The organism is Amycolatopsis echigonensis (genome assembly GCF_014174495.1).
Taxonomy (GTDB): domain Bacteria; phylum Actinomycetota; class Actinomycetes; order Mycobacteriales; family Pseudonocardiaceae; genus Amycolatopsis; species Amycolatopsis echigonensis.
The window spans coordinates 1-21,911 of record NZ_JACJHR010000003.1; the positions used below are offsets into that span (position 1 = coordinate 1).

The window sequence follows — 21,911 nt, forward strand, 5'->3', positions numbered from 1 at the left end:
GTGCTTGGGAGATGCGGGCTGGAGCTGGGTGGGTCGGCGGATTGGGCGAGTCGGCAGGGCCAGGCCGCGGACGGGCTCGGCAGGGTGGCTCGAGGTAGGCGGGACAGGCACGGCGGGAGCAACGCTGGGCGGCGGGATTGGGCGAGCTGGCAGGGCCAGGGCGGGGGGGACGGGCTCAGTGGGGATGGCACGGTCGGCGGGAGGCTCGCGACTGGATTCAGACGGCGAGCTTCGCCAGCGTTGGCAGGGCCCAAGCGATGGAGGACCCCGAGGCCAGTGCACTTGGCGAGAACGGCTGGGCCCCGTGAGAGCAGTGGAGCCGAAGTGGCGGCCGGATGCCAGTGCAGGTGGTGATGCGGGCTGGCTCGAGCCGTGGTGCGGAACGACGGCGGGTTCGGGCGGCAGTGCGGGTTGGCGAGTGCGGGTTGGCGAATGCGGGTTGCGGGTTGATTCAGCGGACGTTGCTGAGATGCAGCCCGACGACCGGTCGCGCGACGGGTTGGGTGGCATCGAGGGCTCACCTCACCAGGCGCTCCCTGGACAGTCGCAGGCGGCCGCTCCCCGCTTCCCGCTTCCCGCTTCCGACGGCAGTCTGGCCGCTGCGGATCGCCGAGCCCGGCGGGTCACAGCAAGCGCAGCTGTTCTGCCTCCTCCGTTCGTTGTGCCGGTACCTCAGTCCCCGTCTCCCCTGACGGGTCAGGATCCGGGTCTGTCCGGGTTTCCGAATGCGCTCGAGGCGCCCGCGGGTCCAGGCCGTGCCGCCGCAGCAACGGACCGACCACTGTGGCCAGTCGTTCTCGGTAGCCGCGGTCGACGTAGCTTCCTCGGGCGTACAGGCGTCGGTAGCGGGGTGCCAGTTCCGGGTACTCCCGTTTCAGCCACGCGGCGAACCACTCTCGCGCGCCTGGCCGGAGGTGCAGGGGCAGCACCGTCACCCTGGTCGCTCCGGCTTCGGCCAGCTGGGCGAAAAGCGGGTCCAGGGCCTCGGGCGAATCGGTCAGGTACGGCAGCACCGGAGCGACCATCACCGAGCACGGCAGACCCGCCGCGGCGGCCTTGCGGATCAGATCCAGCCGGGCTCGCGGGGTCGGGGTGCCCGGTTCCAGCCGGCGTTGCAGGTCGCCGTCCAGCAGGGCCAGCGACACGGCCAGGTGGACCGGGACGTCCTTTCCCGCCGACTCCAGCAGCGGCAGGTCCCGGCTCAGCATGGTGCCTTTGGTGAGAATCGACAGCGGCGTCCCGGAGTCCGCGAGGGCGCGGATGATTCCGGGCATCAACCGATACCGCCCCTCGACGCGCTGGTACGGGTCGGTGTTCGTGCCCATCGCGACCGGTTCTCGTTGCCAGCTCGGCCGTTTCAGTTGCGCCGCCAGCACTTCCGGCGCGTTGACCTTGACCACGACCTGGGTGTCGAAATCCCGGCCTGCGTCGAAGTCCAGATATGTGTGGGTGTTCCGGGCGAAGCAGTTGTGCGACACCATGCCGTCGGCGATGAAATCGCCGGTGCCCGTCGTGATGTCGAACAGCGGCAAGTCCACGCCCGTCGGCGCGACGCTCGTGACGGTGCGCCGGACGCCGCCGATCACGGTGCCGTCCAGTGAGCGTTTCCATGCGACCGCCGGGTCGACCAGGTGCAGGAACCGCAGCACCTCGCCGGTGCCGCCGGTGAGCCGCGCTTGCCTGCGACCGGGATGCTGCCGGTGGCCGACGGTGTCGTAGCTGAACGAGAACCGGTCCAGTGCGGCGAACAGCATGTCCACCACTTCGTTCTCGTCGTGCGCGATGGAGAGCGTGCCGCGCCGGTAACCGCCTGCGAGGTCGAACAGCCCGGCCAAAAATCCACGAGCCCAGTGGGCGTCCGGCTCCCGGGGGATCCGCATGAAGCCCACTGACGAGCCGAAGTCGGGCAGGTACGTCAGTGCTCGCGTGGCGGCGTCGGATTCCGCGGCGAAACCGCCAGAGCGCAGCATGCCGCACAGATACCCGGCCCGGTAGCCGAGCGTGTCGTCCGGCGTGCGGACGAACCGGCCGCCGCCGACCAGTTCGGTGCCCGGTTCCAGGTGCGGTCGCTGCGCGGTGCCGAGTTTGCTTCCGGTGACGTACTTCCAGCCACGCGCGCTGAGGAACCGGTGATCCGGCCCGGCGACGATCCGCGTGCCGTCCTCGAGCGTGACGCGGTACGCCGGGCGCACCGTGGTCCAGTGCGCGAGCACCTCGGTGGGCACGAGCCTGCGCGCGACGCCGTGTCCGCGCGTGCCCATGATCCGGTCGCCCACGCGCAGTTCGGCGATCGGCTTCGTGCGGCCGTCGGCCATCAGCACCGGCGTGTCGCCCTCGAGGCAGTACGTGCACGCGTGCGAGCACCCGCGATACGGGTTGACCGACCACCGGAACGGCACCGCGGACGATTCGGGCACCCGGTTCAGGACGGACCGCGCCCGCACCTCGTGAAAGGTGACGCCGTCGAACTCCGGCGCCCGCACCGAGCGCACGAAATCTCCGAAGGCACCGAGACCCGGGAGTGCCGGCTCCTCCTTCCCCGCTCGCAACTGTTCCCAACGCACCCCTACAGTCGAACACACGTTCTAAAGCACTGTCAAACACATGTTCGAACACCCCTCGAACGAGCGAGGCCGGGCTCAGCCGGAGAACCGCTCCAGCGCGCGGATCTTGTTCGTCGCGTCGAGGGCCGCCACCTTGTACGCCTCGGACAGCGTCGGATAGTTGAAGACCGCGTTCACCAGGTAATCCACCGTGCCGCCGCAGCCCATCACCGCCTGGCCGATGTGCACGAGGTCAGTCGCGCCGGTGCCGAAAACGTGCACTCCCAGCAACTTCCGGTCCGCCGTCGACACCAGCAGCTTCAACATCCCATAGCTGTCCCCGGAAATCTGGCCGCGCGCGAGTTCCCGGTACCGCGCGATGCCGACCTCGTACGGCACCGACGAAGACGTCAGCTGCGCCTCGGTCGCACCGACGTACGAGATCTCCGGGATCGTGTAGATCCCGATCGGCTGCAACGCGCCGATGTCGTTCGCCGGTTCGCCGAACGCGTGATACGCGGCGAGGCGGCCCTGGTCCATCGACGTCGCCGCCAGCGCCGGGAATCCGATCACGTCGCCGACCGCGTACACGTGCTCGACCGATGTCCGGTAGTGCTCGTCGACCTCCAGCCGGCCGCGCCGGTCCGCGCTGAGGCCCGCGTTCTCCAGCGCCAACGCGGCCGTCATGCCCTGCCGTCCCGCCGAGTACATCACCGCGTCCGCCGGGATCCGCTTGCCGCTGACCAGGGTCGTCACCGTGGCGTCGTCGGAGATCGCGACGTTCGCGACCTTCTCCCCGAACCGGAACGTGACGCCGAGGTCGCGCAGCTGGAACTTCAGCGATTCCACGATCTCCGGATCGCAGAAATCGAGCATCTGGTCGCGCTGCTCGACGACGGTCACCCGCGAACCGAGCGCGGCGAACATCGACGCGTACTCGATCCCGATCACCCCCGCGCCGACCACGACCAGCGAGGACGGGATCGCCTCCAGCGCCAGGATCTCGTCCGAGTCGAGCACCCGCGCGGCGTCGAAGTCGACGTGGTGCGGGCGGGCGGGACGGGTGCCGGTCGCGATCACGACGTAGTCGCCGGTGATGGTGCGCCGGTCGCCGCGGTGTTTGCCGTCGACCAGGACGGTGTGCGGATCGGCGAACGAACCGACGCCGCCGATCAGGTCGACGTGGTTGCGCAGCAGCTGCGCGCGCACCACCTGGACTTCGCGCCCGATGACGTGCTGCGTGCGCGCCATCAGGTCGGCGATGGTGATGTCCTGTTTCACCCGATAGCTCGCGCCGTACAGCTCGCGCTGGTTCATCCCGGTCAGGTACAGCACGGCTTCGCGCAGCGTCTTCGACGGAATGGTGCCCGTGTTGACGCACACGCCGCCGACCATGTCCTGCCGGTCGACGACGGCGACTTTCTTCCCCAGTTTCGCCGCCGCGATGGCGGCTTTCTGCCCTCCCGGGCCCGAGCCGATGACGATGAGGTCGTACTCGTATTCGCTCACGGCCCTGAGCCTGCGCACCCGCGCCGGTCAGCGCAAGTCCTCACGAGCGCAGGGCACCCCGGCGGCGGTGCAGATCGGTGACCGATCCGAGCGCGGCGTCCAGTTCCTCGCGCAGCAACGCGGCCTGCTGCGCGGCGACATCCTCCCCCAGCAACGCCGCGAGCCGTCCCTCCCCCAGCAACTCCAGCGCCTCCCACGGCGACGACGCCAGCTGTCCGCTCAGTGCACCCGCGTCAGGTGGCGACAGCTGTTCGGCCAGGCCAGCGGTACCGGCGGCGAGCAGCGCGGCGACGACGAGGTGCGGCTGCGCGTCCGCGCCGGCGAAGCGGAACTCCAGCCGCGGCGCGGACGACGTCCCGCACAGCCGGATCGCGGACGTCCGGTCGTCCGGCCCCCACCGGAGTTCGCGCGGCGAGAACGGCGCGGTGCGCAGCCGGACATAGCTGTTCCACGTCGGAGCCCACACCGCGGACAACGCGCGCGCATCCCGTAACACTCCGGCCAGAAAAGCGCCCAGCGCGAACGGAAACCCCACCGGACCATCCGAAGTGGATAAGGACAGGTGGACGTGGCACGAATTCCCCTGACCAGGTTCCGGCGCGGCGAGATAGTCGGCCTGGACACCGTGCTGGACGGCCACCTGCCGGGTCGCCATCTGCAGCAGCAACGCGTCGTCGCAGGCCGCGAGCGCGTCACGATGCCGCAGGACGACCTCGTACTGCCCCGGATGGCACTCCGCCCGCGCCGACTCCACACCGAGACCGGCCGTCGCGGACCGCAGGTCCGCCAGCAGCGGCGCTAGGCGTTCAGTGCCGCCGACCGCGTAGTCCACGCCGTGTCCGGTGAGCGGGTCCCCTTCCTGCGTACGAAAAACCACCTCGTGCTCGATCCCGATCGACGGAACCAGCCCGTGCTCCTCCAGCCGCGCCAGCTGGGCCCGCAACACCGTCCGCGGCGCGAGCCCGGCCGGTTCGCCGGTCGGAAACTCCGCGTCCCCGACGACCGCCCACGTCTGGTCTCCGAGCGGAAACGCGGTCGCCGCGTCGAGCCGCACGCGCAGGTCGCCGAACCCGCCGAGGTACGGCTTCAGCGGGCCGACCTCCGGCAACGGCTCGCGCTCGGGCGTCCACGCGAAGACGTAGCTGCACACGCCGTATCCGCTGTCCAGAACCTCGGCGGCGAACGGTGCGGCCAACTCGACCGCCGCGAACCGCGCGTGCGGGTCGGGCACCAACAGCACCAGCCGAGCACCATCCTCGGCCAGCACTCGACGCAGCACCTCCGCGGCCGCCGAGCCCGCTTCGGCCCGTACGGCCAGCGACCGCGGCCCGACCGGACGGTCGAAGGGGCTCACCAGGCACCGTCCGGATCGGGCGCGTGCAACGGGTTCGGCACCCGGCCCCAGCGCACATCGAATTCGTCGTCGCGTTCCACCTTGTCGAACCCCTGTCCGGCGAGATGCTCGCGGTTGAGCGTGACGCGCTCGACGTCCGGCGCGAACAGCCGGCAGGCGTCGAATCGCTCGGCCACCTCGGCGTTTTCGTCGCGGTATCGGCCGACTACCTCGCGTACCAAAGCCCAGAAATCTCCGCGCGCCAGGTCGAGATCGTCCAGCAGCAGTTCGGCCCAGAACCGCAGCTGGCCGGAGAAAACCGAGCTGAACAGCGACTGCGCGAGCAGATGCGCGGGCCAGCGCAGCATGTCGGCCGCGGCGTCCGGCGGAAGATCCGCGTAGCAGGGCAGTTCCTCGTCCAGCAGGTCGACGCCCTGGGCGAAGTCCTTGATCGCGACGCGCAACGGACGGCCGTCCGCGTCCACCACGAGCACGAGGTTCTGGCCGTGCGGGCAGAAGCCAACGCCGTACTGGAGCAGCCAATGCAGCAACGGCGTGAGCAGCAAGTCGAACAGTCGCGACAGCCACGCCTGAGTGCCCTCGCCGGACTGCGTGATCAGCCTGGTCAGCACGGACTCGCCAGCGGCGTCGCGGTACGGCAGCGCGGCGAACGAGATCGCCTGCTCTCCTGGGGCGAGCCGGGCGACGAGCGGCTCACGCCACAGCGCACCGAGCGTTTCGTGGAACCGGTACGGCAGTTCCTCCAGCGAGCCGAACAACGGGTGCCGGACCGACACGCTCGCGACCTCGCCCAGGAGCTCGAAGCGGTACTTCTCGGACAGCAACGGATCGGACGCGTCAATGCGGCGCAGCCATTCGGTGACCGACGGTCCGGCAAGCGTCGCGGCGGAGTTCAGGCCGCGGTAAACGAGCGTGTTCCGGACGGAGACCGCGGTTTTCACATCGCACCGGTCCGGGCGCGAGCGGTTGGCGAGGGTCCGGACTGTCTGATGTGGACGGTAGACGTCGCTGCTCTCCCCCAGTTCGGCCATCCGGCCGGTCGCCAGCTCGGCGGCGTAGAGCGTGCCGATGATTTCGTCGGCCTGCCAGGGATGCACCGGAACCCAGACGTAGTCGTCGAGAGCGCCGAGTTGTGCTGCGCGGGCAGTGAATTCCGCACGGGTCTGGTCGTCCAGTTCCTCGCGCAGCAAAGTCTCCGCGTCGAGCCCGGCCACGCTGCGGAACTGCGCGAGATCGCGGTGCACGGCATACCAGCGCAGCCGGATGTCGGCACCGGACTCGGGCGCGTAGCGGGCGCGGTCGGGAGCGGAAAACCCGACACGGCCCTTGTTCAGCACTAGCCGCGGGTGGCCGGTGAGGTGACCGTCGGCGAGGTTGTAGTCCATCGTGGACAGTGCGGCGGCGGTCGGTGCGCGCCGCAGTCGGGTCGCCTCGTTGGCGACCGTCGAGGTCAGCTCGGCGAGGACGTCGGCCAGCCGCAGGCCGGTGAGCCCAAGCTGTTCCCGCGCGTCGACAATCAACGTGCGCGGGTCGTCCGCCGGAGCTTCCACACCGTCAGCGGTCCGGATTGCGCTGCCGGGCAACACTGTCCACGACTCGAACGCGCCTCGGCGTGCCTCGAAGCGGTACGAAACGTCGCCGGGCAGGTCGAGGTGCCAGCTGCGGTGTCCGGACCGCGTGGGTTCGCCGGGCTCGGGCGCCAGCAGCGCTTCGTAGGACAACTCGCCGAGCATTTTGTGGGTGACGAGCGAGCCAGCGGCCCGCCAAGCGGCGTCGTCGGTCAGGGTCACTGGTCCTCCGTCTGGTCGAGGCCGAACGTGGTGAATGCTGTCCGTTCGGGCAGGTCGTACACCGGTTTTCCGCATACCGCATTGAGAATCGCCGCCGCCCGCCACGCGCCGAGCCCGAGATCTGGCGCGCCGGGACCGTGCGTGTGGCGTTCTGCGTTCTGCACGAACAACGGCCCCGGAACATCGAGTTCGACGCGATAGTCGGCACCGATCACGAGCCGCCCTCGCGCATCGCGGCGGACCGCTTCGCCGAGCCCCTGCAGCAAGGGTCCGGTCGGCGTTTCCGCGTAGCCGGTGGCAGCCACCACGGCCGACGTCCGGTGCGTCGCGGTCGTTCTTTGCTGGACGTGCCGCAGCCCCAGCTCGATCCCGTCGCCGACGGTCGCGGACACCACCTCGACACCCGGCGTCAGCACCGCGCCCGGCCAGCCGCCGCCGATGCTCCGGCGGTACAGCTCGTCGTGGATCTCGGCCATCGTCTCGGCATCAATCCCTTGGTATAGCTGCCATTGCGCTGGGAGAAGCTGGTCGCGCACCGTTTCGGGAAGGCCGTGGAAGTACGCCGTGTAGTCCGGGGTGAACTGCTCCAGGCCGAGCTTCGAGTACTCCATCGGCGCGAAGGCAGGCGTTCGCGCGAGCCAGCGCAGACCGTCCACAGTGGATCGCGAACGCAGCAGGTCGAGAAATACCTCGGCTCCCGACTGTCCCGAACCGACCACAGTCACCGACTCCGCGGCAATCAGTTCAGCGCGCCTCGTGAGGTAGTCCGCGGAATGCAGAGCGAGCGCGTCGGGCGCGGATACCAAGGGCCGCAACGGTTCCGGCACGCTCGGCTGGGTGCCGACCCCGAGCACGACCGCCGCCGCCAGCACCGGTTCCGCACCGTTGACAGTCAGCTCGAACGCCTCTTCGTCTTCGATCCAGCGCAAGCCGGTGACCTCGTGCCCGAACCGGCACGACGGCAGCCGGGACGCTGCCCAGCGGCCGTAGTCGTCGTACTCGGCGCGCGGCAGATGGAACCGCTCGGCGAAGTAGAACGGCAGCAACCGCCCGCGTTCGCGCAGGTAGTTGAGGAACGAATGGCGGTTGGTCGGGTCGACGAGCGTCACCAGGTCGGCGAGGAACGGCACCTGCAGCGTCGCGCCGTCCAGGAGGAGCCCGGGGTGCCAGCGGAACTCGGGACGCGCGTCGAACAGCACGACCTCCAGCTGGTCGAGCGGATCCGCCAGTGCGGCCAGCGACAGGTTGAACGGCCCGATCCCGACCCCGGCGACGTCGTAGCGCCTCACGACGCGATCGGGCTTTCCCGCGTGACGCTCGCGCGCAGGTCAGCCGCGACCGTGGCCACCGCGTCGAGCAGCGCGCGGTAGTCGGCGGGCTCGGTGTGCGGGTGCAGGAGGGTGAGCTTGAGCCAGAGCTGCGCCTCGCCGTCCGGTCCGGTCGGCAACGCACCGCGACCGATCACCGCGGTGCCGTCCTCCAGAAGCGTGCGGCGCACCTGCGCGACCAAGTCGTCCCCGGCGGTTTCCGGCAGCCCGTCGGCGGCGAGCGGGCGAAAGACCACTGTGGACAGTTCGGGTGCACCCCACGACCGCAGTGCCGGATGGTCCTCGACCATCGCGTGCACGCTGGAAGCGTTGGCACAGCAGCGTTCCACGAGCGCACCTATCCCGGACGTGCCGAGCGCGCGGAGCGTGACCGCCATCCGGAACGCGTCCGGACGCCGGGACGTGCGCAGCGAACGGCCGAGCAAATCGGGCAGTCCGGCTTCGGTGTCGTCGTCGGCGTTGAGGTACTCGGCACGGACGGTGAGCGCCTCCAGATCAGCCTCGGCGCGTGCGGCGAAGACGCCTGCGGCAACCGGCTGCCAGCCGAATTTGTGCAGGTCAAGCGCGACCGAATCGGCCAGTTCCAGCCCAGCGACGCGGGAGCGGAGGCGTTCGCTGCAGAGCGCGAGGCCACCGTATGCCGCGTCGACGTGCAGCCGCGCTCCGGTCCGGCGGCAGATCTCGGCGATCTCCGGCAACGGGTCGATCCGGCCGGTGTTGGTGGTGCCAGCGGTCGCGACGACCACGGCCTGCGCGCCGAGCGGCGCCAACGCCTCAGCGAGCGCGGACGGAACCATCCGGTCGCCCGCGCACGGCACCACGACCGGCGCGGGCAACCCGAGCAGCCACGCCGCGCGCGCGACGCTGTGGTGCGAATTGGCCCCGCACACCGGTCGCGTGACTGCGGATTCCCGAGCGAGCAGGAGGCCGAGAAGATTCGATTCGGTGCCGCCGGAAGTGATGACGGCGTCCGGGCGGGCGGCGTCCGGGTAGCAGAGCCGGGCGATGCCGGTGGTGAACTCGCGCTCGATCTCGCTCGCGACCGGGGCCTGGTCCCAGGAGTCCATCGACGGGTTCAGCGCGGAAGCGACGACGTCAGCGGCGACCGAGACGGCCAGCGGCGGGCAGTGCAGGTGCGCGGCGCACGCGGGGTCGGCTGGATCGGCGGATCCGGCGGCGAGCAGGGCGGAAAGCTCTTCCAAGGCTTGTTCGGCGCCCACTCCGTGGCTCGGGAGCCCGGATGATTGCGCCCGGGCGAGGGCTGCCGCCACCGCGGCCGGACCGCCAGCCGGAACCGGACCGCCGCGTTCGGCCGTGCCCGCGGCCATCCCGCGCAGCGCCGCGGGGAGGAGCTGGGCCAGCCGGTCCGCTCCGCAGGAGCCGCCGGCCAGCCACTCCGCGGAAGCCACGCCGGACCTGGACCTAGGGGCCGTCGGCGCTGAGGGCGCATCCGCCATGGAACCGCCTTTCTTAGGGTAACCTTGCCTTACCCTGCGCAACAATACGGACACCCACCGACAGCCCGCGCGCGGGGCCAGCATGCTGGGCGAACCGGGCCTGGCGGTTCGTGAAGGGCTCCTTGAGGGAATCTGATTCCCTCAAGGAGCCCTTCACGGACCTTCGCCGCAGCACAACGGCCGGTGTCCCGCCAAGGGGAGCACCGGCCGTTCCGGGAAGGTCAGCGCGCCGGGGCCAGCCCGCGCACCTGCTCGAAGACGTCGCCGCCGGTCGGCAGCACCGCGAGCACCGGCGTGGTCAGCCCGTTGTCCACATAGGACTGGATTTGCTCGCGGCACGATTCGACGCTGCCGTGCAGCACCAGCGAGTCCACGACCTCGTCCGGGATCACCTCGTTCGCCTTCTTCCGCTCCGCCGCGGCCCACGCCTCGTGCATCGGGCGCAGCTGGTCGCCGCGGCCGAGCCAGTCGTGGAACGCCGCGTACGCGGGAACCGTGAGGTACGACGAGATCAGCATCCGCCCGAGCCCGCGCGCGGCCGCCGCGTCCTCGGTGGGACACACGAAAATCCGGGCCGCCAGCTCGACGTCCGGGCCGACGACCTCCCGCACCTTCGGCACGTCCGTGGCGGCGAGCCAGTTCGTGATCGCACCGTCGGCTTCTTCCGCGGCCAAGCGCAGCATGCCCGGCCGCAACGCCGCCAGCATGATCGACGGCGCCGGATCGGCGGCCCGCTCCAACCGGAATTTGCTGACCGAGAACGTCTCGTACTCCTCGGTCACCTTCTCCCCCGCCAGCGCCGAGCGCAGGAACCGCAACGTGTCGCGCGTCCGCTGGTACGGCTCGCTGAACTCCGCCGCGTTCCAGCCTTCCACGATCACCGGCGACGAAGCCCCGATGCCGAGCACGAACCGGCCCGGCGCGAGTTCCGCCAGGGTGGACGCGCTCATCGCCAGCAGGCCCGGGCCGCGCGTGTACACCGGCACGATCGCGGTGCCCAGCCGCAGCTGCGGTGCCCACTGCGATGCCAGCGCGAGCGGCGTGAACGCGTCGGTACCAGCGGTTTCGGCGCTCCAGACGTCGGTGTACCCGAGATCCGGCAGCTCCTCGATCAGCGCCCGGTGCTCGACGAGCGGGACGCCGGTGAGCGGAATCGTCAAACCCCAGCGAGACATCAGCTCTCCTTCCCGGCAGCGGCCAGTTCCCGGTGGATCCATTCGACCTGGAGGCGCATGAGGTTCTCCGCGACCTCCTCGGCCTGCGGCGTCATGTGCGTCGCGCCCGCGAGCGGCAGGAAAACGTGCGGACGGCCTTTCGCCAGCAGCGCCGAGGAAAGCCGCAGCGCGTGTGCCGGGAAGACGTTGTCGTCGGCGAGACCGTGCACGATCAGCAGCGCCCGCTCAAGCGAACCGGCGCTCGCGATGAGCGAGTTGTGCTCGTAGCTTTCGGGTTCGTCGTCCGGCTTGCCGAGGTAGCGCTCGGTGTAGTGGGTGTCGTACAGCGACCAGTCGGTGACCGGCGCGCCCGCGACCGCCGCGTGGAACACGTCCGGCCGCCGCAGCACGGCGAGCGCGGACAGGTAGCCGCCGTAGGACCAGCCGCGGATCGCGACCCGGTCCAGGTCCAGTTCGGGACGCGCCGCGGCGGCCGCGTGCAGGGCGTCGACCTGGTCGGCCAGCGTGACGTCGGCGAGCTTGCCCGCGATCTCCTTCTCCCACGCCGGTCCGCGGCCGGGCGACCCGCGACCGTCCACGACCAGCACGGCGAAGCCCTGGTCGGCGAGCCACTGCGGGGTCAGGAAAGCGTTGCGGCTCTGGAGAACCCGTTGCGCGTGCGGCCCGCCGTACGGGTCGAGGAGGACGGGCAGCTTGCCCTCGTCCGGCTCGTATCCGCGCGGGAGCACCAAAGCCGCGCGCAGCCGGCGTTCGCCGAGGGTGAGCCAGGTCAGGTTCGGCACGATCTCCGGGTCCACAGTGGACGATTCGATCGAGCCCACCTCGATGCCGTCCCGCAGCACGGTCACCTTGGGGCCGCTGTGGTCGAGGCTCCACGAGGAAAGCACGGTGAGAGCCGCGCTGCCGGAACCGACGTGCACGCCGTCCGTGGCGGACAGCCGGCGCACCGTGCCGTCTTCGGTGCGGTACAGGTGCACCTGCGTCGGGTCGTCTTCCGAAGCGGTGAACAGAACTTCCTCGCCGACGTGCAGCACCTGCCGCAGCTGCATCCCCGGCGGCGTGACCGGCTTGCCGTCCACCAGGAGCCGGTGATCGCCGTCGGCCGCGCTTTCCACGACCAGCTTGCCGTCCGCGGTCCACGCCGGAACGCCCTGGAAGATCTCGACCCAGTGCTCGTCGGTCTCGGTGTGCACTTCGGCGACCGAACCGTCGGAGGTGTCCAGCGCCAGCACGGTGAGCCGCTTCTGGTCCCGCGGCTGGACGGCCAGCAGCGGCCGCCCGCCCGCCGACCAGTGCACGGTGACCAGGTACTCCCAGTCTCCTCGTTCCACATCGACTCGGCTGCCGTCGAGCCCCAGCACGGCCAGCGACACCTCGGCGTTCGGCGAACCCGCCGACGGATACGCCACGACGTTCGCCGGCTGCTGCGGGTTCGCCGGGTCGCCGATCGTCCAGCGCGGCACCGGACCGCGGTCGGCGCGCTCCACGATCAGGCTGCGCCCGTCCGGCGCCCACCAGTAGCCGCGCGTGCGGTCCATCTCCTCGCCGGCGATGAACTCCGCGAGCCCCCAGGTGACGTCCTCGTCGTCCTCGCCGACGAGCACGCGGTCCTCGCCGGTCGCCAGCTCGATCACGCGCAGCCGCCGCTGGCGCACGTACGCGACGTGCGTGCCGGTCGGGTTCGGCCGCGGGTCGATCACGGACCCGTCGACCAGGATGCGCGTCTCTCCGCTCGCGAGGTCGAGCGTGTACAGCTTGCCCGACAGCGTGAAGGTCACGACCGTGAACGCGTCGTCGACGCCGAAGGCCACGACGCCCCCGCCGGTCTCCCGGGCCCGTTCGCGGCGCGCCCGCTCCTCCGGCGGCAGGTCCTCGTCGCCGGACACCAGCTCGGCCGCGTCGATCAGCTTCGTCTCCTCGCCGGTCGCGAGGTCGAAGGACCACAGGCTGTGCCGCGGATCGGTGCCGGTGGCGCTGCGCAGGAACAGCACCCGCGAACCGTCCGGGGCGACCCGGAACTGCTTGGGCGCGCCGAGCGTGAACCGCTGGGTGCGGGCCTGCTGGCGGAGGAACGGAACGTCGTCGAGTGCGAAATCGGTCACGACCAGCACTCTTTCAGATCATCAGGCGGGCACGCCAACACCCTGCAGCGCGGCCCGCTGCTCGTCGACGTCGAAGGCGGGCTCCGGGAACTGCGGGTCCATTTCGGTCAGCGTCTCGACCAGCAGCTCGGCGACCGCCCAGTTCCGGTACCACTTGCGGTCGGCGGGGACGACGTACCACGGAGCGTGCGCGGTCGACGTGCGCTTCAACACGTCGGCGTACGCCTTCTGATACGCAGGCCACTGCCGGCGCGCATCGATGTCCGACGGGTCGAACTTCCACCGCTTCTCCGGCCGGTCCAGCCGCGCGGTGAGCCGGCGAAGCTGCTCCTCCGGCGAGATGTGCAGGAACACCTTCACCACCGCGGTACCGCTGTCGGTCAGCTCCTTTTCGAACGCGTTGATCTGCGCGTACCGCTGCCGTCGCTCGGCCGCCGGGAGCTGGCCGAGCACGCGCGGCACGAGGACGTCCTCGTAATGCGAGCGGTCGAAGACGCCGAGGTGCCCCGGCGACGGGAGCTTCTTGCGGATGCGCCACAGGAAGTCGTGCTTGCGTTCAGCAGCGGTGGGTTTCTTGAACCCGGCGTACTGCACGCCCATCGGGTTCACGAGGCCGAGGACGTGCCCGACGGTGCCGCCCTTCCCCGAGGTGTCCATGCCCTGCAACACCAACAGCACGCTGCGTTGACCGCCGCCGATGCCCTCCGCGTACAGCGCCTCCTGCAACCCGGCGAGCTGTTCCCCGGCGGACTCGAGTTTCTTGCCGCCTTTCGCCTTCTTCTCCGGCCCCACGGGCGACGAAGCCGGGTCCGGCAGCTCGTCGCCCGCACGGAGCGCGTCGCGGACCCGGTTTCCGTTCTGCTGCTTCTTCGCCATCCCGGGACGATAACCGGAGGGCGGCCGATCCCCGGGGACCTCTCCGGCGTCCGGCCGGGTGTCATCCGGTCGAGCGAGCGGCGCATCGAATCGCCGGTCAGACCCCTCGATTGCGCAACGAACGACGGGGGAAAGCAACGTTTCCCGGCTGAACTCCCCGCGAACGGCCTCTAGCCTGAACGCATGACAGCGTCCGTCCAGCCTGCCGGCACCGCGCGTCCCACCTCCTCCGACGGCTTCATCGCGCTCGACGAGCAATGGAGCACGCACAACTACCATCCGCTGCCGGTCGTGATCGCCGAAGCCGAAGGCGCTTCGGTGACCGACGTGGCCGGCAAGTCCTATCTGGACTTCCTGTCCGGCTACTCCGCGCTCAACTTCGGCCACCGCAATCCCGAGCTGATCGCCGCCGCGACCGAGCAGCTGAGCCGGGTCACGCTCACCTCCCGCGCGTTCCACCACGACCAGCTCGGCCTGTTCTGCCGCGAGCTGGCCGAGCTGACCGGCACCGAAATGGTGCTGCCGATGAACTCCGGGGCCGAGGCCGTGGAGTCCGCGGTGAAGGTCGCGCGCAAGTGGGCGTACCAGGTCAAGGGCGTTCCGGCGGGCACGGCGGAGATCGTGGTCGCCCGGTCGAACTTCCACGGCCGCACCACCACCATCGTCTCGTTCTCCGACGACGAAACCGCGCGCGCCGACTACGGGCCCTTCACCCCGGGCTTCGTCCAGGTGCCGTACGGCGACGCGGAAGCGTTGAAGGCAGCGATCACGCCGCGTACGGCGGCCGTGCTGATGGAGCCGATCCAGGGCGAGGCAGGCGTCGTCGTGCCGCCCGCGGGATTCTTCGCCGAGGTACGACGACTGTGCGACGAGAACGGCGTGCTGATGATCGCCGACGAGATCCAGTCCGGTCTCGCACGCACCGGCACCGTGCTCGCGCTGGAACACGAAGGCGTCCGCGCTGACCTGTACACGCTGGGCAAGGCCCTCGGCGGCGGCATCGTCCCGGTGTCCGCTGTGGTCGGCAGCCGGGACGTGCTGGGCGTGCTGAAGCCAGGCGAGCACGGCTCGACCTTCGGCGGCAACCCGCTGGCTTGCGCCGTCGGCCGCGCCGTGGTGCGGATGCTCCAGACCGGCGAGTACCAGAAGCGGTCCACCGAACTCGGCGCGCACCTGCACGAGCGTCTCGCAAAGCTGGTCGGCGACGGGGTCTCGGAGGTGCGTGGACGCGGTCTCTGGGCAGGCGTCGACATCGCGCCGGACGGTCCGACCGGACGAGCGGCGTCCGAGGCGTTGGCCGGGTTGGGCGTCCTGTGCAAGGAGACGCACGACCGCACGCTGCGTGTCGCTCCGCCGCTGGTGATCACCGAAGCCGAACTGGACCGCGGCGTCGACGCGATCGCTCAGGTCGTACGCGGCTGACCTGCCCGGTGACCGCCGTTCTTCCGGGCGGCGGTCACCGGGTGTGCATGACCGAGACCGTCGCCCCGTCCGGCGGAGGCGGTCATCTCGATGCCGCAGCCGTAGTCGTCCTCGAGGGACCTGGTCGGGCGCCACGTTCCGTCGTTCGCCGCGGACCGTCTCGAAGTGGTCCGCGATAGCCCCGTGAATCCCGATGTCCCCCATCGCTTTGTGTCCCTCCGCCCGTCAGTGCCGAACCGAGGACCCGCACGCCGCCAGGACTGTGACTAGGCTTCGCTTCGTGACCGCCAGGCGAAATCTCGCCCTCTTCGCCGCGCTCAGCGCGCTCGCCACCGTTGTGTTGGGGCTGCTCGTCGCGCCGTACGCACCCGGCGCAGTGGACCGATGGGCTGACAGGTCCGCCTCGACGCTAAGCCCGAGTCTGCTCAACCTGCTGGTGCTGCCCACGGAACCGTATGTGCTGATCCCGGCTGCCGCCCTCATCGCCGGAATCTGCCTCTACCGGCACAACCGGGTCGACGCATTGTTCACCGTGGCAGGCCCGCTCGTCGCCATCGCGCTGAACAGCTGGGCGCTGAAACCCGCTTTCGACCGTTGGAAAGGCGGCACGCTTGTCTACCCAAGCGGCCACACCGTCAGCCTGATAGCCGTGCTCACTGTCGTAGTGCTGCTGGTCCGATTCAAAGCGGTTGCCATTGCGGTGGGCGCGGTGCTGGTCTGCTGCGCAACAGTGGGCATGGTCGGCCTCGGCTACCACTACCTCACCGACATCGCTGGCGGCGTGTGTTTCGCCCCAGCCGTCGTCACCGCGATGCGGGCGGCGCTGTCACCGCGTCGCGCGCGAGAGCCGTCAACCGGCTGATCGCGCGCAGATACTTCTTGCGGTAACCGCCGTTCAGCATCTCCTCGCCGAACAGCTCCGGCAGCGGCACGCCGGACACGACCACCGGAATCGCCCGGTCGTACAGCCGGTCCGCCAACGCGACGAGGCGAAGCCCGACCATCTGGTCCGGCACCGGCGTCACGTGCTTGAGGTGCACCCGCCGGACCCCGTCGAGCAGCTTCCCGTACCGCGAGGGATGCAGGCGCTCGAGATGCTTCGTCAACGCGCCGAATTCGTCCACAGTGGACCCTTCATGCGCGGACGCGGAGGCATCGATCTCGTCGTCCCCGACCGGCGGCGGCGCATCCGGAAGCCCGCGATGCCGGTAGTCCGGCCCGTCGACGCGGACGACGCCGAACCGTCGCGACAACGCTTGGATCTCGCGCAGGAAGTCCTCCGCCGCGAACCGCCCCTCGCCGAGCTTGTCCGGCAGGGTGTTGGAGGTCGCCGCGACGTAGACGCCCGCGTCGGTCAGTTCTTGCAGCAACCGGCTGACCAGCGTGGTGTCGCCGGGATCGTCGAGCTCGAACTCGTCGATCGCCAGCAGCCGATGCTCGGACAGCCGCGCGACCGCGTTGGCGAACCCCAGCGCGCCGACGAGGTGCGTCAGCTCGACGAACGTCCCGTACGCCTTGGGCCCCGGAGTCTCGTGCCACGTCGACGCGAGCAGGTGGGTCTTGCCGACGCCGAAACCGCCGTCGAGGTAAAGCCCCATCGGCCCGTCCGGAATCGCCGCGCCGCCGCCGAAAAGCGACCGCAACCGGGACTTCTTGGCCTTCGCCGCCCCGATCCGCGAAGCGAACGCCGAACACGCCTCGACCGCGGCCGCCTGGCTGGGCTCGTCCGGGTTGGGAATGTAGGTGGAAAACCGAGCCTCGCCGAACCGCGGCGGCGGCACGAGGGACGCGATCAGCTCGTCGGCCCCTAGCTCGGGAAACCGGTCGGTCAGCGCAGCGGCGGGCATGGTCGAAGAGCCTATCCGGACGACCCCGGCCGCTTCGGCGCGCCTCAGCGGGGTCAGGAACGGCAAATCCGCCGGTCGGAGCCGCCTTTCGCCGGAGAAGGGACGGGCGAGCCGGGATGCGTGTGGCGACTGTCACCGGGCTGCGGCGCTGGTCAGGCGCTCCGGTGGCCCGGTCAGGACTGCGCCGCTGCCCCGGTGCGGACGGCGAAGTGGCTCGGCCCTGCAGCATCGAGCCGCGCCGCTACCCGGCGCTAGCGGCGACGCAGATCGGCCCGACGCTGTCGCATTGCATCGAGCCGCGTCGCAGGCCCCGGCACGAGCGACGGCCGCTGGCCGAGCGAGGCCGACGCTCGGCCAGCGGCCGAGGCAGCACTGTCGCCAGGCAGCCACCGCGCGAGAGCCCGAATCCCGCCGGCCAGGCCCCCCACCTTGCCGCGCAGCTGGAACGAGCCTCGCCACCGGGCCGACACGAGCAGCGGACCCCACCGAGCAAGGCCGATCATCGGCAAGCAGACCAGCACTGGTGCCACGCAGCCGTCGCACGACGCCCGAATCCGCTTGACGGCCGATCAACCCCGCCACAGTGCCGCCTGATGGGAACGAGCCGCGTCACTGGCCCCGACGCCAGCGGCGGACCGCGACGAACAAGGTCGATCGTCGGCCAACGGACCAGCAGGACTTCTGCCAAGGAGCCATCACGACGGCTCTGATCCGTTGAGCGCCGATCAAGCTCCACACGCATCGCCGCAAGGGCGGCCAGCGCCGTGACCCGCCTACTCACCCGTTCGAGGGATGCCGCGTGAGTTTTCGCCCGGTCGGGAGGTCTTTCGAACGGGCACGTCTCCGGCGCCGCGGGCCGCTCGCGGTGACACTGGACGCGCCATGTCCGCATACAGGGAGCGAGGAACCATGCCGAGCACGAACCGGCCCGATGTGCCCACCGCTGTCCCGACTTCCGCGCTGTCGTCGGTCGAGCAGACGGACACCGCTGGGCGCACCACGATCTCGTCGCTGGTCGTGCAGAAGATCGCGGCGCTCTCGACACGAGAGGTCGCCGGGGTGCACGCGCTCGGCGGCGGGGTGTCGCGAGCGATCGGGGCTATCCGGGACCGGATCCCGGGCTCGGGCGCGACCTCCACCGCGGGCGTCGCGGTCGAGGTCGGCGAGAAGCAGGCCGCGATCGACCTCGACGTCGTCGTCGAATACGGCGCACGGATCGCGGAAGTCGCCCGCGACGTGCGGCGCAACGTCATCACCTCGGTCGAGCAGATCACCGGGCTCGAGGTGATCGAGGTCAACATCGCGGTCAACGACATCCACCTTCCCGGCGAGGAGGACGAGCCCGAGTCGAGCCGGGTCGAATGACAGGGTCCGAAGGGCTCGCTGGCTGAGCAGCGCTGCGACGCTTCAGCCGGAACGCCTCGGGACGCAGCGGACCGGCGTCAGCCAGGCCGGGCGGTTCGAGTTCCGTGGAGGGCCCAGCAGCGGCAGTCCCGAAGCGCCGCGTAGGCCGCAGCACGCGCAACGCCGAACCGAATACCGAAGCACCTCAGAACAGGCACCACCTCAACCGCGCAGCACGCACATCCCAGGAGGGCGCACGTTGAACGCTACGCAGACCGGGATCCTCGCCGGGCTGATTCTCGGCCTGGCCGCCACGCAAGGGTTCACCGCCTTCCTGGTGACCTTCGCGGTCGGCATCATCGGGCTCGTGGTCGGCCGGGTCCTCGACGGCGAACTCGACCTCGGCGACCTGTTCGGGAAGGGCCGAGACAAGTGACCCGGGCGGTCGAGGCAGGGCCGTCCCCCAGCGACCTTCCGGAGCCCGCCGAGCGCGGTTCGCTGACCATCGCGCACGCCGTGGTGCGCAAGGTCGCGCAGCACGCCGCTGACCAGGTTCCCGGCACGATGCTCACCGAGCGCCGAGTGGCGGGGGTCAGCGCCGGGAGGTCCGGCGCGTCCGCGAAGGTCGGCGGTTCGGACAACGACGTCGAGCTATCCCTCGATCTCGCGTTGCGTTACCCGGCACCGGTGCGGGAAGTGACCGGGCAGGTGCGCGCGAAGGTCGTCGAAGAGGTCGAACGCATCACCTCCTATCACGTGCGTTCGGTCGCGGTGACGGTCACCGCGCTGCTGCCGGACGTGCCCCCGAGGGTGCGATGATGCGCATCCTCGTCCGTCTTCTGTCCACGCTGCTCGGTCTGGCAGTCGCGGCCGGCGGCGCGCTGCTGGCGCTCGAGGTCGGGTGGGCTTGGTGGCAGCCTGACAAGGAACCGCTGCTCGTGCCGTGGCCGCGGTGGAAGTCCGCGATCGCCGAGCTGGACTGGACCAGCACGCCGGTGCGGATCGCCGCCGGGATCGCCGTGCTCGCCGGGCTCGTGCTCCTGGTGCTGGCGCTCGGTGCGGGCGACCGTGCGGTCCGGATGACCGATCCCGCTGACGGCATCACGGTGAACACCTCGCCGCGCGCGCTCGCGCGGCTGATCGGGCTGGCGGTGCGCGCGGAGGACAACGTGCGCGGCGCGTCCGTGACGGCCAGTTCCCGCCGGGTGCGCGTGCGCGCCACAAGCCGGCTGGAAACCGAGGAGCAGCTGCGGCCGCGGCTGCTGGAAACCGTCGCCAGGGTGCTGGACGACCTCCCGCTGCAGCGTCGTCCGAAGGTGTCTGTGGTCGTCGACTCCCCGAAGGACCGGTGATGAGCGCTTCCGCGGCGCGTCGCGCGCAAGGCCGTTCGTACAGTGCCGAGCGCACGCTGACCTCCTTGGTCGGCGTACTCGGCGTGCTGGCCGGCGCGGGCGCACTGGTCGTCGGCATGGGATGGCTCGGGCAGTTCCGCGGGCACCGACCAGTGCTCGACCCGATCGCGCTCGGCTGGCTGCGCGACCACGCGCTGTACGCGCGGATCGGTGCGATCGTGCTCGGGGTGCTCCTGCTCGTGTTCGGGCTGTGGTGGTTTTTCCGTTCGCTGCGCCCGGAACGCCGTCCCGACCTGAAGCTCGACGAGACAATCGGCGCGGAGCTGACCGTCACGGCCAGCGCGTTGGCCGGGGCCGTGCAAACCGACGCGGAGAGCGTTGAGGGAGTTACCCGGGCTCGCGTCCGGTCGGTGGGCACGGTGGCCGAACCGGCGTTGCGGATCACGCTCTGGCTGGCCGAGGGCACGGAAGTCCGGCGCGTGTGGGAGGACCTCGACGCGTACGTGCTGACGCGCGCCAGGGAGTCGCTCGGCGTCGAGACGCTGCCGGCCGCGGTGCGGCTCGAACTCGACACGACCGGCCCGGCACGCGTGCGCTGATCCCGCGTTTCGCCCAGAATGCCCGCATGGCCCTCCCTGTGCAGGCACCGATCAAACCCATGCTGGCGAAGCCGGCGAAAGCCATTCCCGATTCCGGCGGCCTGCTGTTCGAGCCGAAGTGGGACGGGTTCCGCTGCCTGGTTTTCCGCGACGGCGACGAGATCACCCTGCAGTCGCGCGCGGAGAAGCCGCTGAATCGGTATTTCCCGGAAGTGCTCGCCGCGCTGCGGGAATCGTTGCCGGAGCGGGTCGTGCTCGACGGCGAACTCGTGGTGGCCCGCGACGGCAAGCTCGATTTCGACGCGCTGACCGAGCGCATCCACCCGGCGGACAGCCGGGTCCAGCTGCTCGCCGAGCAGTCGCCCGCGCAGTTCGTGGCTTTCGACGTGCTCGCGCTGGGCGACGAGTCGTTTGTGGACGAGCCGACGTCGGCTCGCCGGGAACGGCTCGAGGCTCTGCCGGGCGTCGCGCTGACGCCGGCGACGACCGATCCGGACACCGCGCGGCATTGGTTCGAGCTGTTCGAGGGCGCCGGGCTGGACGGTGTCATCGGCAAGCCGCTGAACGAGCCGTACTCGCCGGGCAAGCGGGTTTTGTTCAAGTACAAGCATTCCCGCACCGCGGACTGCGTGCTGGCGGGCCTGCGCTGGCACGTGGACGGCGCACCGGGCGAGGCGGTCGGCTCGTTCCTGCTGGGCCTGTACGACGAGAACGGGCTGCTGCACCACGTCGGCGTGGTCGGTTCGTTCCCGGTCGCCCGCCGCCGCGAGCTGGCGCAGGAGCTCGCCCCGTTGATCACGGACGGCGAAGGGCACCCGTGGCTGGGCGACGCGGTCCGCGAAGGGCAGCGGATCCCGGGCGGTATCACGCGCTGGCGGTCTAAGGAACAGCCGTGGGTGCCGCTGCGGCTGGAGCGCGTGGTGGAGGTCTCGTACGAGCACACGGAGGGCGGCTATCCGTCGCGCTTCCGGCACACCGCTCAGTTCGTGCGCTGGCGGCCGGACCGGGAGCCGTCGTCGTGCGGCTACGCACAGCTGGACGAGCCGGCGCGGTACGACCTGTCGGCGGTGTTCCGGGGCGAGGTCGTCCGCACCCGCTGACCGGTGCCGGGCCGTCTGGACCAGCGTGGACCGGACACGCCGCACGACCCGCTCACTGGCTTCCCACACCAGGCGTGCCAAGCTCGACCGAGAGTTCCGCCGAGCAGACGTGA

18 protein-coding genes are annotated in these 21,911 nt (G+C 70.5%); 8 read left to right on the forward strand and 10 right to left on the reverse strand.

The window, feature by feature from the left end; genetic code table 11:
• Nucleotides 1–623: 623 nt before the first annotated feature.
• The 9 genes from H5411_RS02935 to H5411_RS02975 form a co-directional block, all read right to left on the reverse strand.
• Nucleotides 624–2,582, reverse strand: coding sequence for an intein-containing Rv2578c family radical SAM protein (locus H5411_RS02935; RefSeq protein ID WP_312877457.1), 1,959 nt, complete (start codon nucleotides 2,580–2,582; stop codon nucleotides 624–626).
• Nucleotides 2,583–2,639: 57 nt separating this feature from the next.
• Nucleotides 2,640–4,052, reverse strand: coding sequence for a Si-specific NAD(P)(+) transhydrogenase (gene sthA, locus H5411_RS02940; RefSeq protein ID WP_183122862.1), 1,413 nt, complete (start codon nucleotides 4,050–4,052; stop codon nucleotides 2,640–2,642).
• 40 nt (nucleotides 4,053–4,092) lie between these two features.
• Nucleotides 4,093–5,406, reverse strand: coding sequence for a type I glutamate--ammonia ligase (locus H5411_RS02945; protein ID WP_183122863.1), 1,314 nt, complete (start codon nucleotides 5,404–5,406; stop codon nucleotides 4,093–4,095).
• Nucleotides 5,403–7,196: an IucA/IucC family protein gene (locus H5411_RS02950; protein ID WP_183122864.1), complete on the reverse strand. Its 1,794-nt coding sequence runs from the start codon at nucleotides 7,194–7,196 to the stop codon at nucleotides 5,403–5,405. Before H5411_RS02950 ends, H5411_RS02945 begins: the two co-directional genes overlap by 4 nt.
• Entirely contained in the window at nucleotides 7,193–8,485 is a 1,293-nt protein-coding gene (locus H5411_RS02955) for a lysine N(6)-hydroxylase/L-ornithine N(5)-oxygenase family protein (protein ID WP_183122865.1), read from the reverse strand. Before H5411_RS02955 ends, H5411_RS02950 begins: the two co-directional genes overlap by 4 nt.
• Nucleotides 8,482–9,981, reverse strand: coding sequence for a pyridoxal phosphate-dependent decarboxylase family protein (locus H5411_RS02960; protein WP_183122866.1), 1,500 nt, complete (start codon nucleotides 9,979–9,981; stop codon nucleotides 8,482–8,484). The genes H5411_RS02955 and H5411_RS02960 overlap by 4 nt, the downstream gene beginning before the upstream one ends.
• A gap of 221 nt (nucleotides 9,982–10,202) precedes the next feature.
• Nucleotides 10,203–11,156 carry an LLM class F420-dependent oxidoreductase gene (locus H5411_RS02965; RefSeq protein WP_183122867.1) on the reverse strand — a complete coding sequence of 318 codons (954 nt, stop codon included), beginning with the start codon at nucleotides 11,154–11,156 and terminating at the stop codon, nucleotides 10,203–10,205.
• Nucleotides 11,156–13,258 (reverse strand): S9 family peptidase, encoded by a 2,103-nt coding sequence (locus H5411_RS02970; protein WP_183122868.1) that lies wholly within the window; start codon nucleotides 13,256–13,258, stop codon nucleotides 11,156–11,158. Before H5411_RS02970 ends, H5411_RS02965 begins: the two co-directional genes overlap by 1 nt.
• Nucleotides 13,259–13,279: 21 nt before the next feature.
• Nucleotides 13,280–14,134, reverse strand: coding sequence for a PPK2 family polyphosphate kinase (locus H5411_RS02975; protein ID WP_183122869.1), 855 nt, complete (start codon nucleotides 14,132–14,134; stop codon nucleotides 13,280–13,282).
• A gap of 183 nt (nucleotides 14,135–14,317) precedes the next feature.
• Between H5411_RS02975 and rocD the strand changes: the two genes are divergently transcribed.
• Nucleotides 14,318–15,556 carry an ornithine--oxo-acid transaminase gene (rocD, locus tag H5411_RS02980; RefSeq protein WP_220816446.1) on the forward strand — a complete coding sequence of 413 codons (1,239 nt, stop codon included), beginning with the start codon at nucleotides 14,318–14,320 and terminating at the stop codon, nucleotides 15,554–15,556.
• 280 nt (nucleotides 15,557–15,836) lie between these two features.
• Complete coding sequence (locus tag H5411_RS02985; RefSeq protein ID WP_183122870.1) at nucleotides 15,837–16,418, forward strand: phosphatase PAP2 family protein; 582 nt, start codon at nucleotides 15,837–15,839, stop codon at nucleotides 16,416–16,418.
• Here the strand turns inward: H5411_RS02985 and zapE are convergent.
• The gene (zapE, locus tag H5411_RS02990) at nucleotides 16,360–17,403 is read right to left on the reverse strand and encodes a cell division protein ZapE (protein WP_183122871.1); all 1,044 of its coding nucleotides are present in this window, start codon (nucleotides 17,401–17,403) and stop codon (nucleotides 16,360–16,362) included. The two genes, H5411_RS02985 and zapE, sit on opposite strands and share 59 nt — an antisense overlap.
• Before the next feature lie 909 nt (nucleotides 17,404–18,312).
• On the opposite strand from zapE, the gene H5411_RS02995 reads away from it, so the two are divergent.
• The 6 genes from H5411_RS02995 (at nucleotide 18,313) to H5411_RS03020 (ending at nucleotide 21,798) form a co-directional block, all read left to right on the forward strand.
• Nucleotides 18,313–18,768, forward strand: coding sequence for an Asp23/Gls24 family envelope stress response protein (locus H5411_RS02995; RefSeq protein WP_220816447.1), 456 nt, complete (start codon nucleotides 18,313–18,315; stop codon nucleotides 18,766–18,768).
• A 238-nt stretch (nucleotides 18,769–19,006) separates the two neighbouring features.
• A complete protein-coding gene (locus H5411_RS03000; protein WP_009075692.1) occupies nucleotides 19,007–19,183 on the forward strand; it encodes a hypothetical protein in 177 nt (58 codons plus the stop codon).
• Nucleotides 19,180–19,566, forward strand: a complete 387-nt coding sequence (locus tag H5411_RS03005; protein WP_183122873.1) for an Asp23/Gls24 family envelope stress response protein — start codon at nucleotides 19,180–19,182, stop codon at nucleotides 19,564–19,566. Before H5411_RS03000 ends, H5411_RS03005 begins: the two co-directional genes overlap by 4 nt.
• Complete coding sequence (locus tag H5411_RS03010) at nucleotides 19,566–20,099, forward strand: DUF6286 domain-containing protein (protein WP_183122874.1); 534 nt, start codon at nucleotides 19,566–19,568, stop codon at nucleotides 20,097–20,099. Before H5411_RS03005 ends, H5411_RS03010 begins: the two co-directional genes overlap by 1 nt.
• Nucleotides 20,099–20,698, forward strand: coding sequence for an Asp23/Gls24 family envelope stress response protein (locus H5411_RS03015; protein ID WP_101434631.1), 600 nt, complete (start codon nucleotides 20,099–20,101; stop codon nucleotides 20,696–20,698). The genes H5411_RS03010 and H5411_RS03015 overlap by 1 nt, the downstream gene beginning before the upstream one ends.
• A gap of 26 nt (nucleotides 20,699–20,724) precedes the next feature.
• Nucleotides 20,725–21,798: an ATP-dependent DNA ligase gene (locus H5411_RS03020; RefSeq protein ID WP_183122875.1), complete on the forward strand. Its 1,074-nt coding sequence runs from the start codon at nucleotides 20,725–20,727 to the stop codon at nucleotides 21,796–21,798.
• The last annotated feature ends 113 nt before the right edge of the window (nucleotides 21,799–21,911 follow it).

Coding starts and splice junctions, on each gene's coding strand:
- H5411_RS02960 (WP_183122866.1), bottom strand. CDS start 9,981: ATGGCGGATGCGCCCTCAGCGCCGACGGCCCCTAGGTCCAGGTCCGGC.
- H5411_RS02965 (WP_183122867.1), bottom strand. CDS start 11,156: ATGTCTCGCTGGGGTTTGACGATTCCGCTCACCGGCGTCCCGCTCGTC.
- H5411_RS02975 (WP_183122869.1), bottom strand. CDS start 14,134: ATGGCGAAGAAGCAGCAGAACGGAAACCGGGTCCGCGACGCGCTCCGT.
- rocD (WP_220816446.1), top strand. CDS start 14,318: ATGACAGCGTCCGTCCAGCCTGCCGGCACCGCGCGTCCCACCTCCTCC.
- zapE (WP_183122871.1), bottom strand. CDS start 17,403: ATGCCCGCCGCTGCGCTGACCGACCGGTTTCCCGAGCTAGGGGCCGAC.
- H5411_RS02995 (WP_220816447.1), top strand. CDS start 18,313: ATGCCGAGCACGAACCGGCCCGATGTGCCCACCGCTGTCCCGACTTCC.
- H5411_RS03010 (WP_183122874.1), top strand. CDS start 19,566: ATGCGCATCCTCGTCCGTCTTCTGTCCACGCTGCTCGGTCTGGCAGTC.
- H5411_RS03015 (WP_101434631.1), top strand. CDS start 20,099: ATGAGCGCTTCCGCGGCGCGTCGCGCGCAAGGCCGTTCGTACAGTGCC.
- H5411_RS03020 (WP_183122875.1), top strand. CDS start 20,725: ATGGCCCTCCCTGTGCAGGCACCGATCAAACCCATGCTGGCGAAGCCG.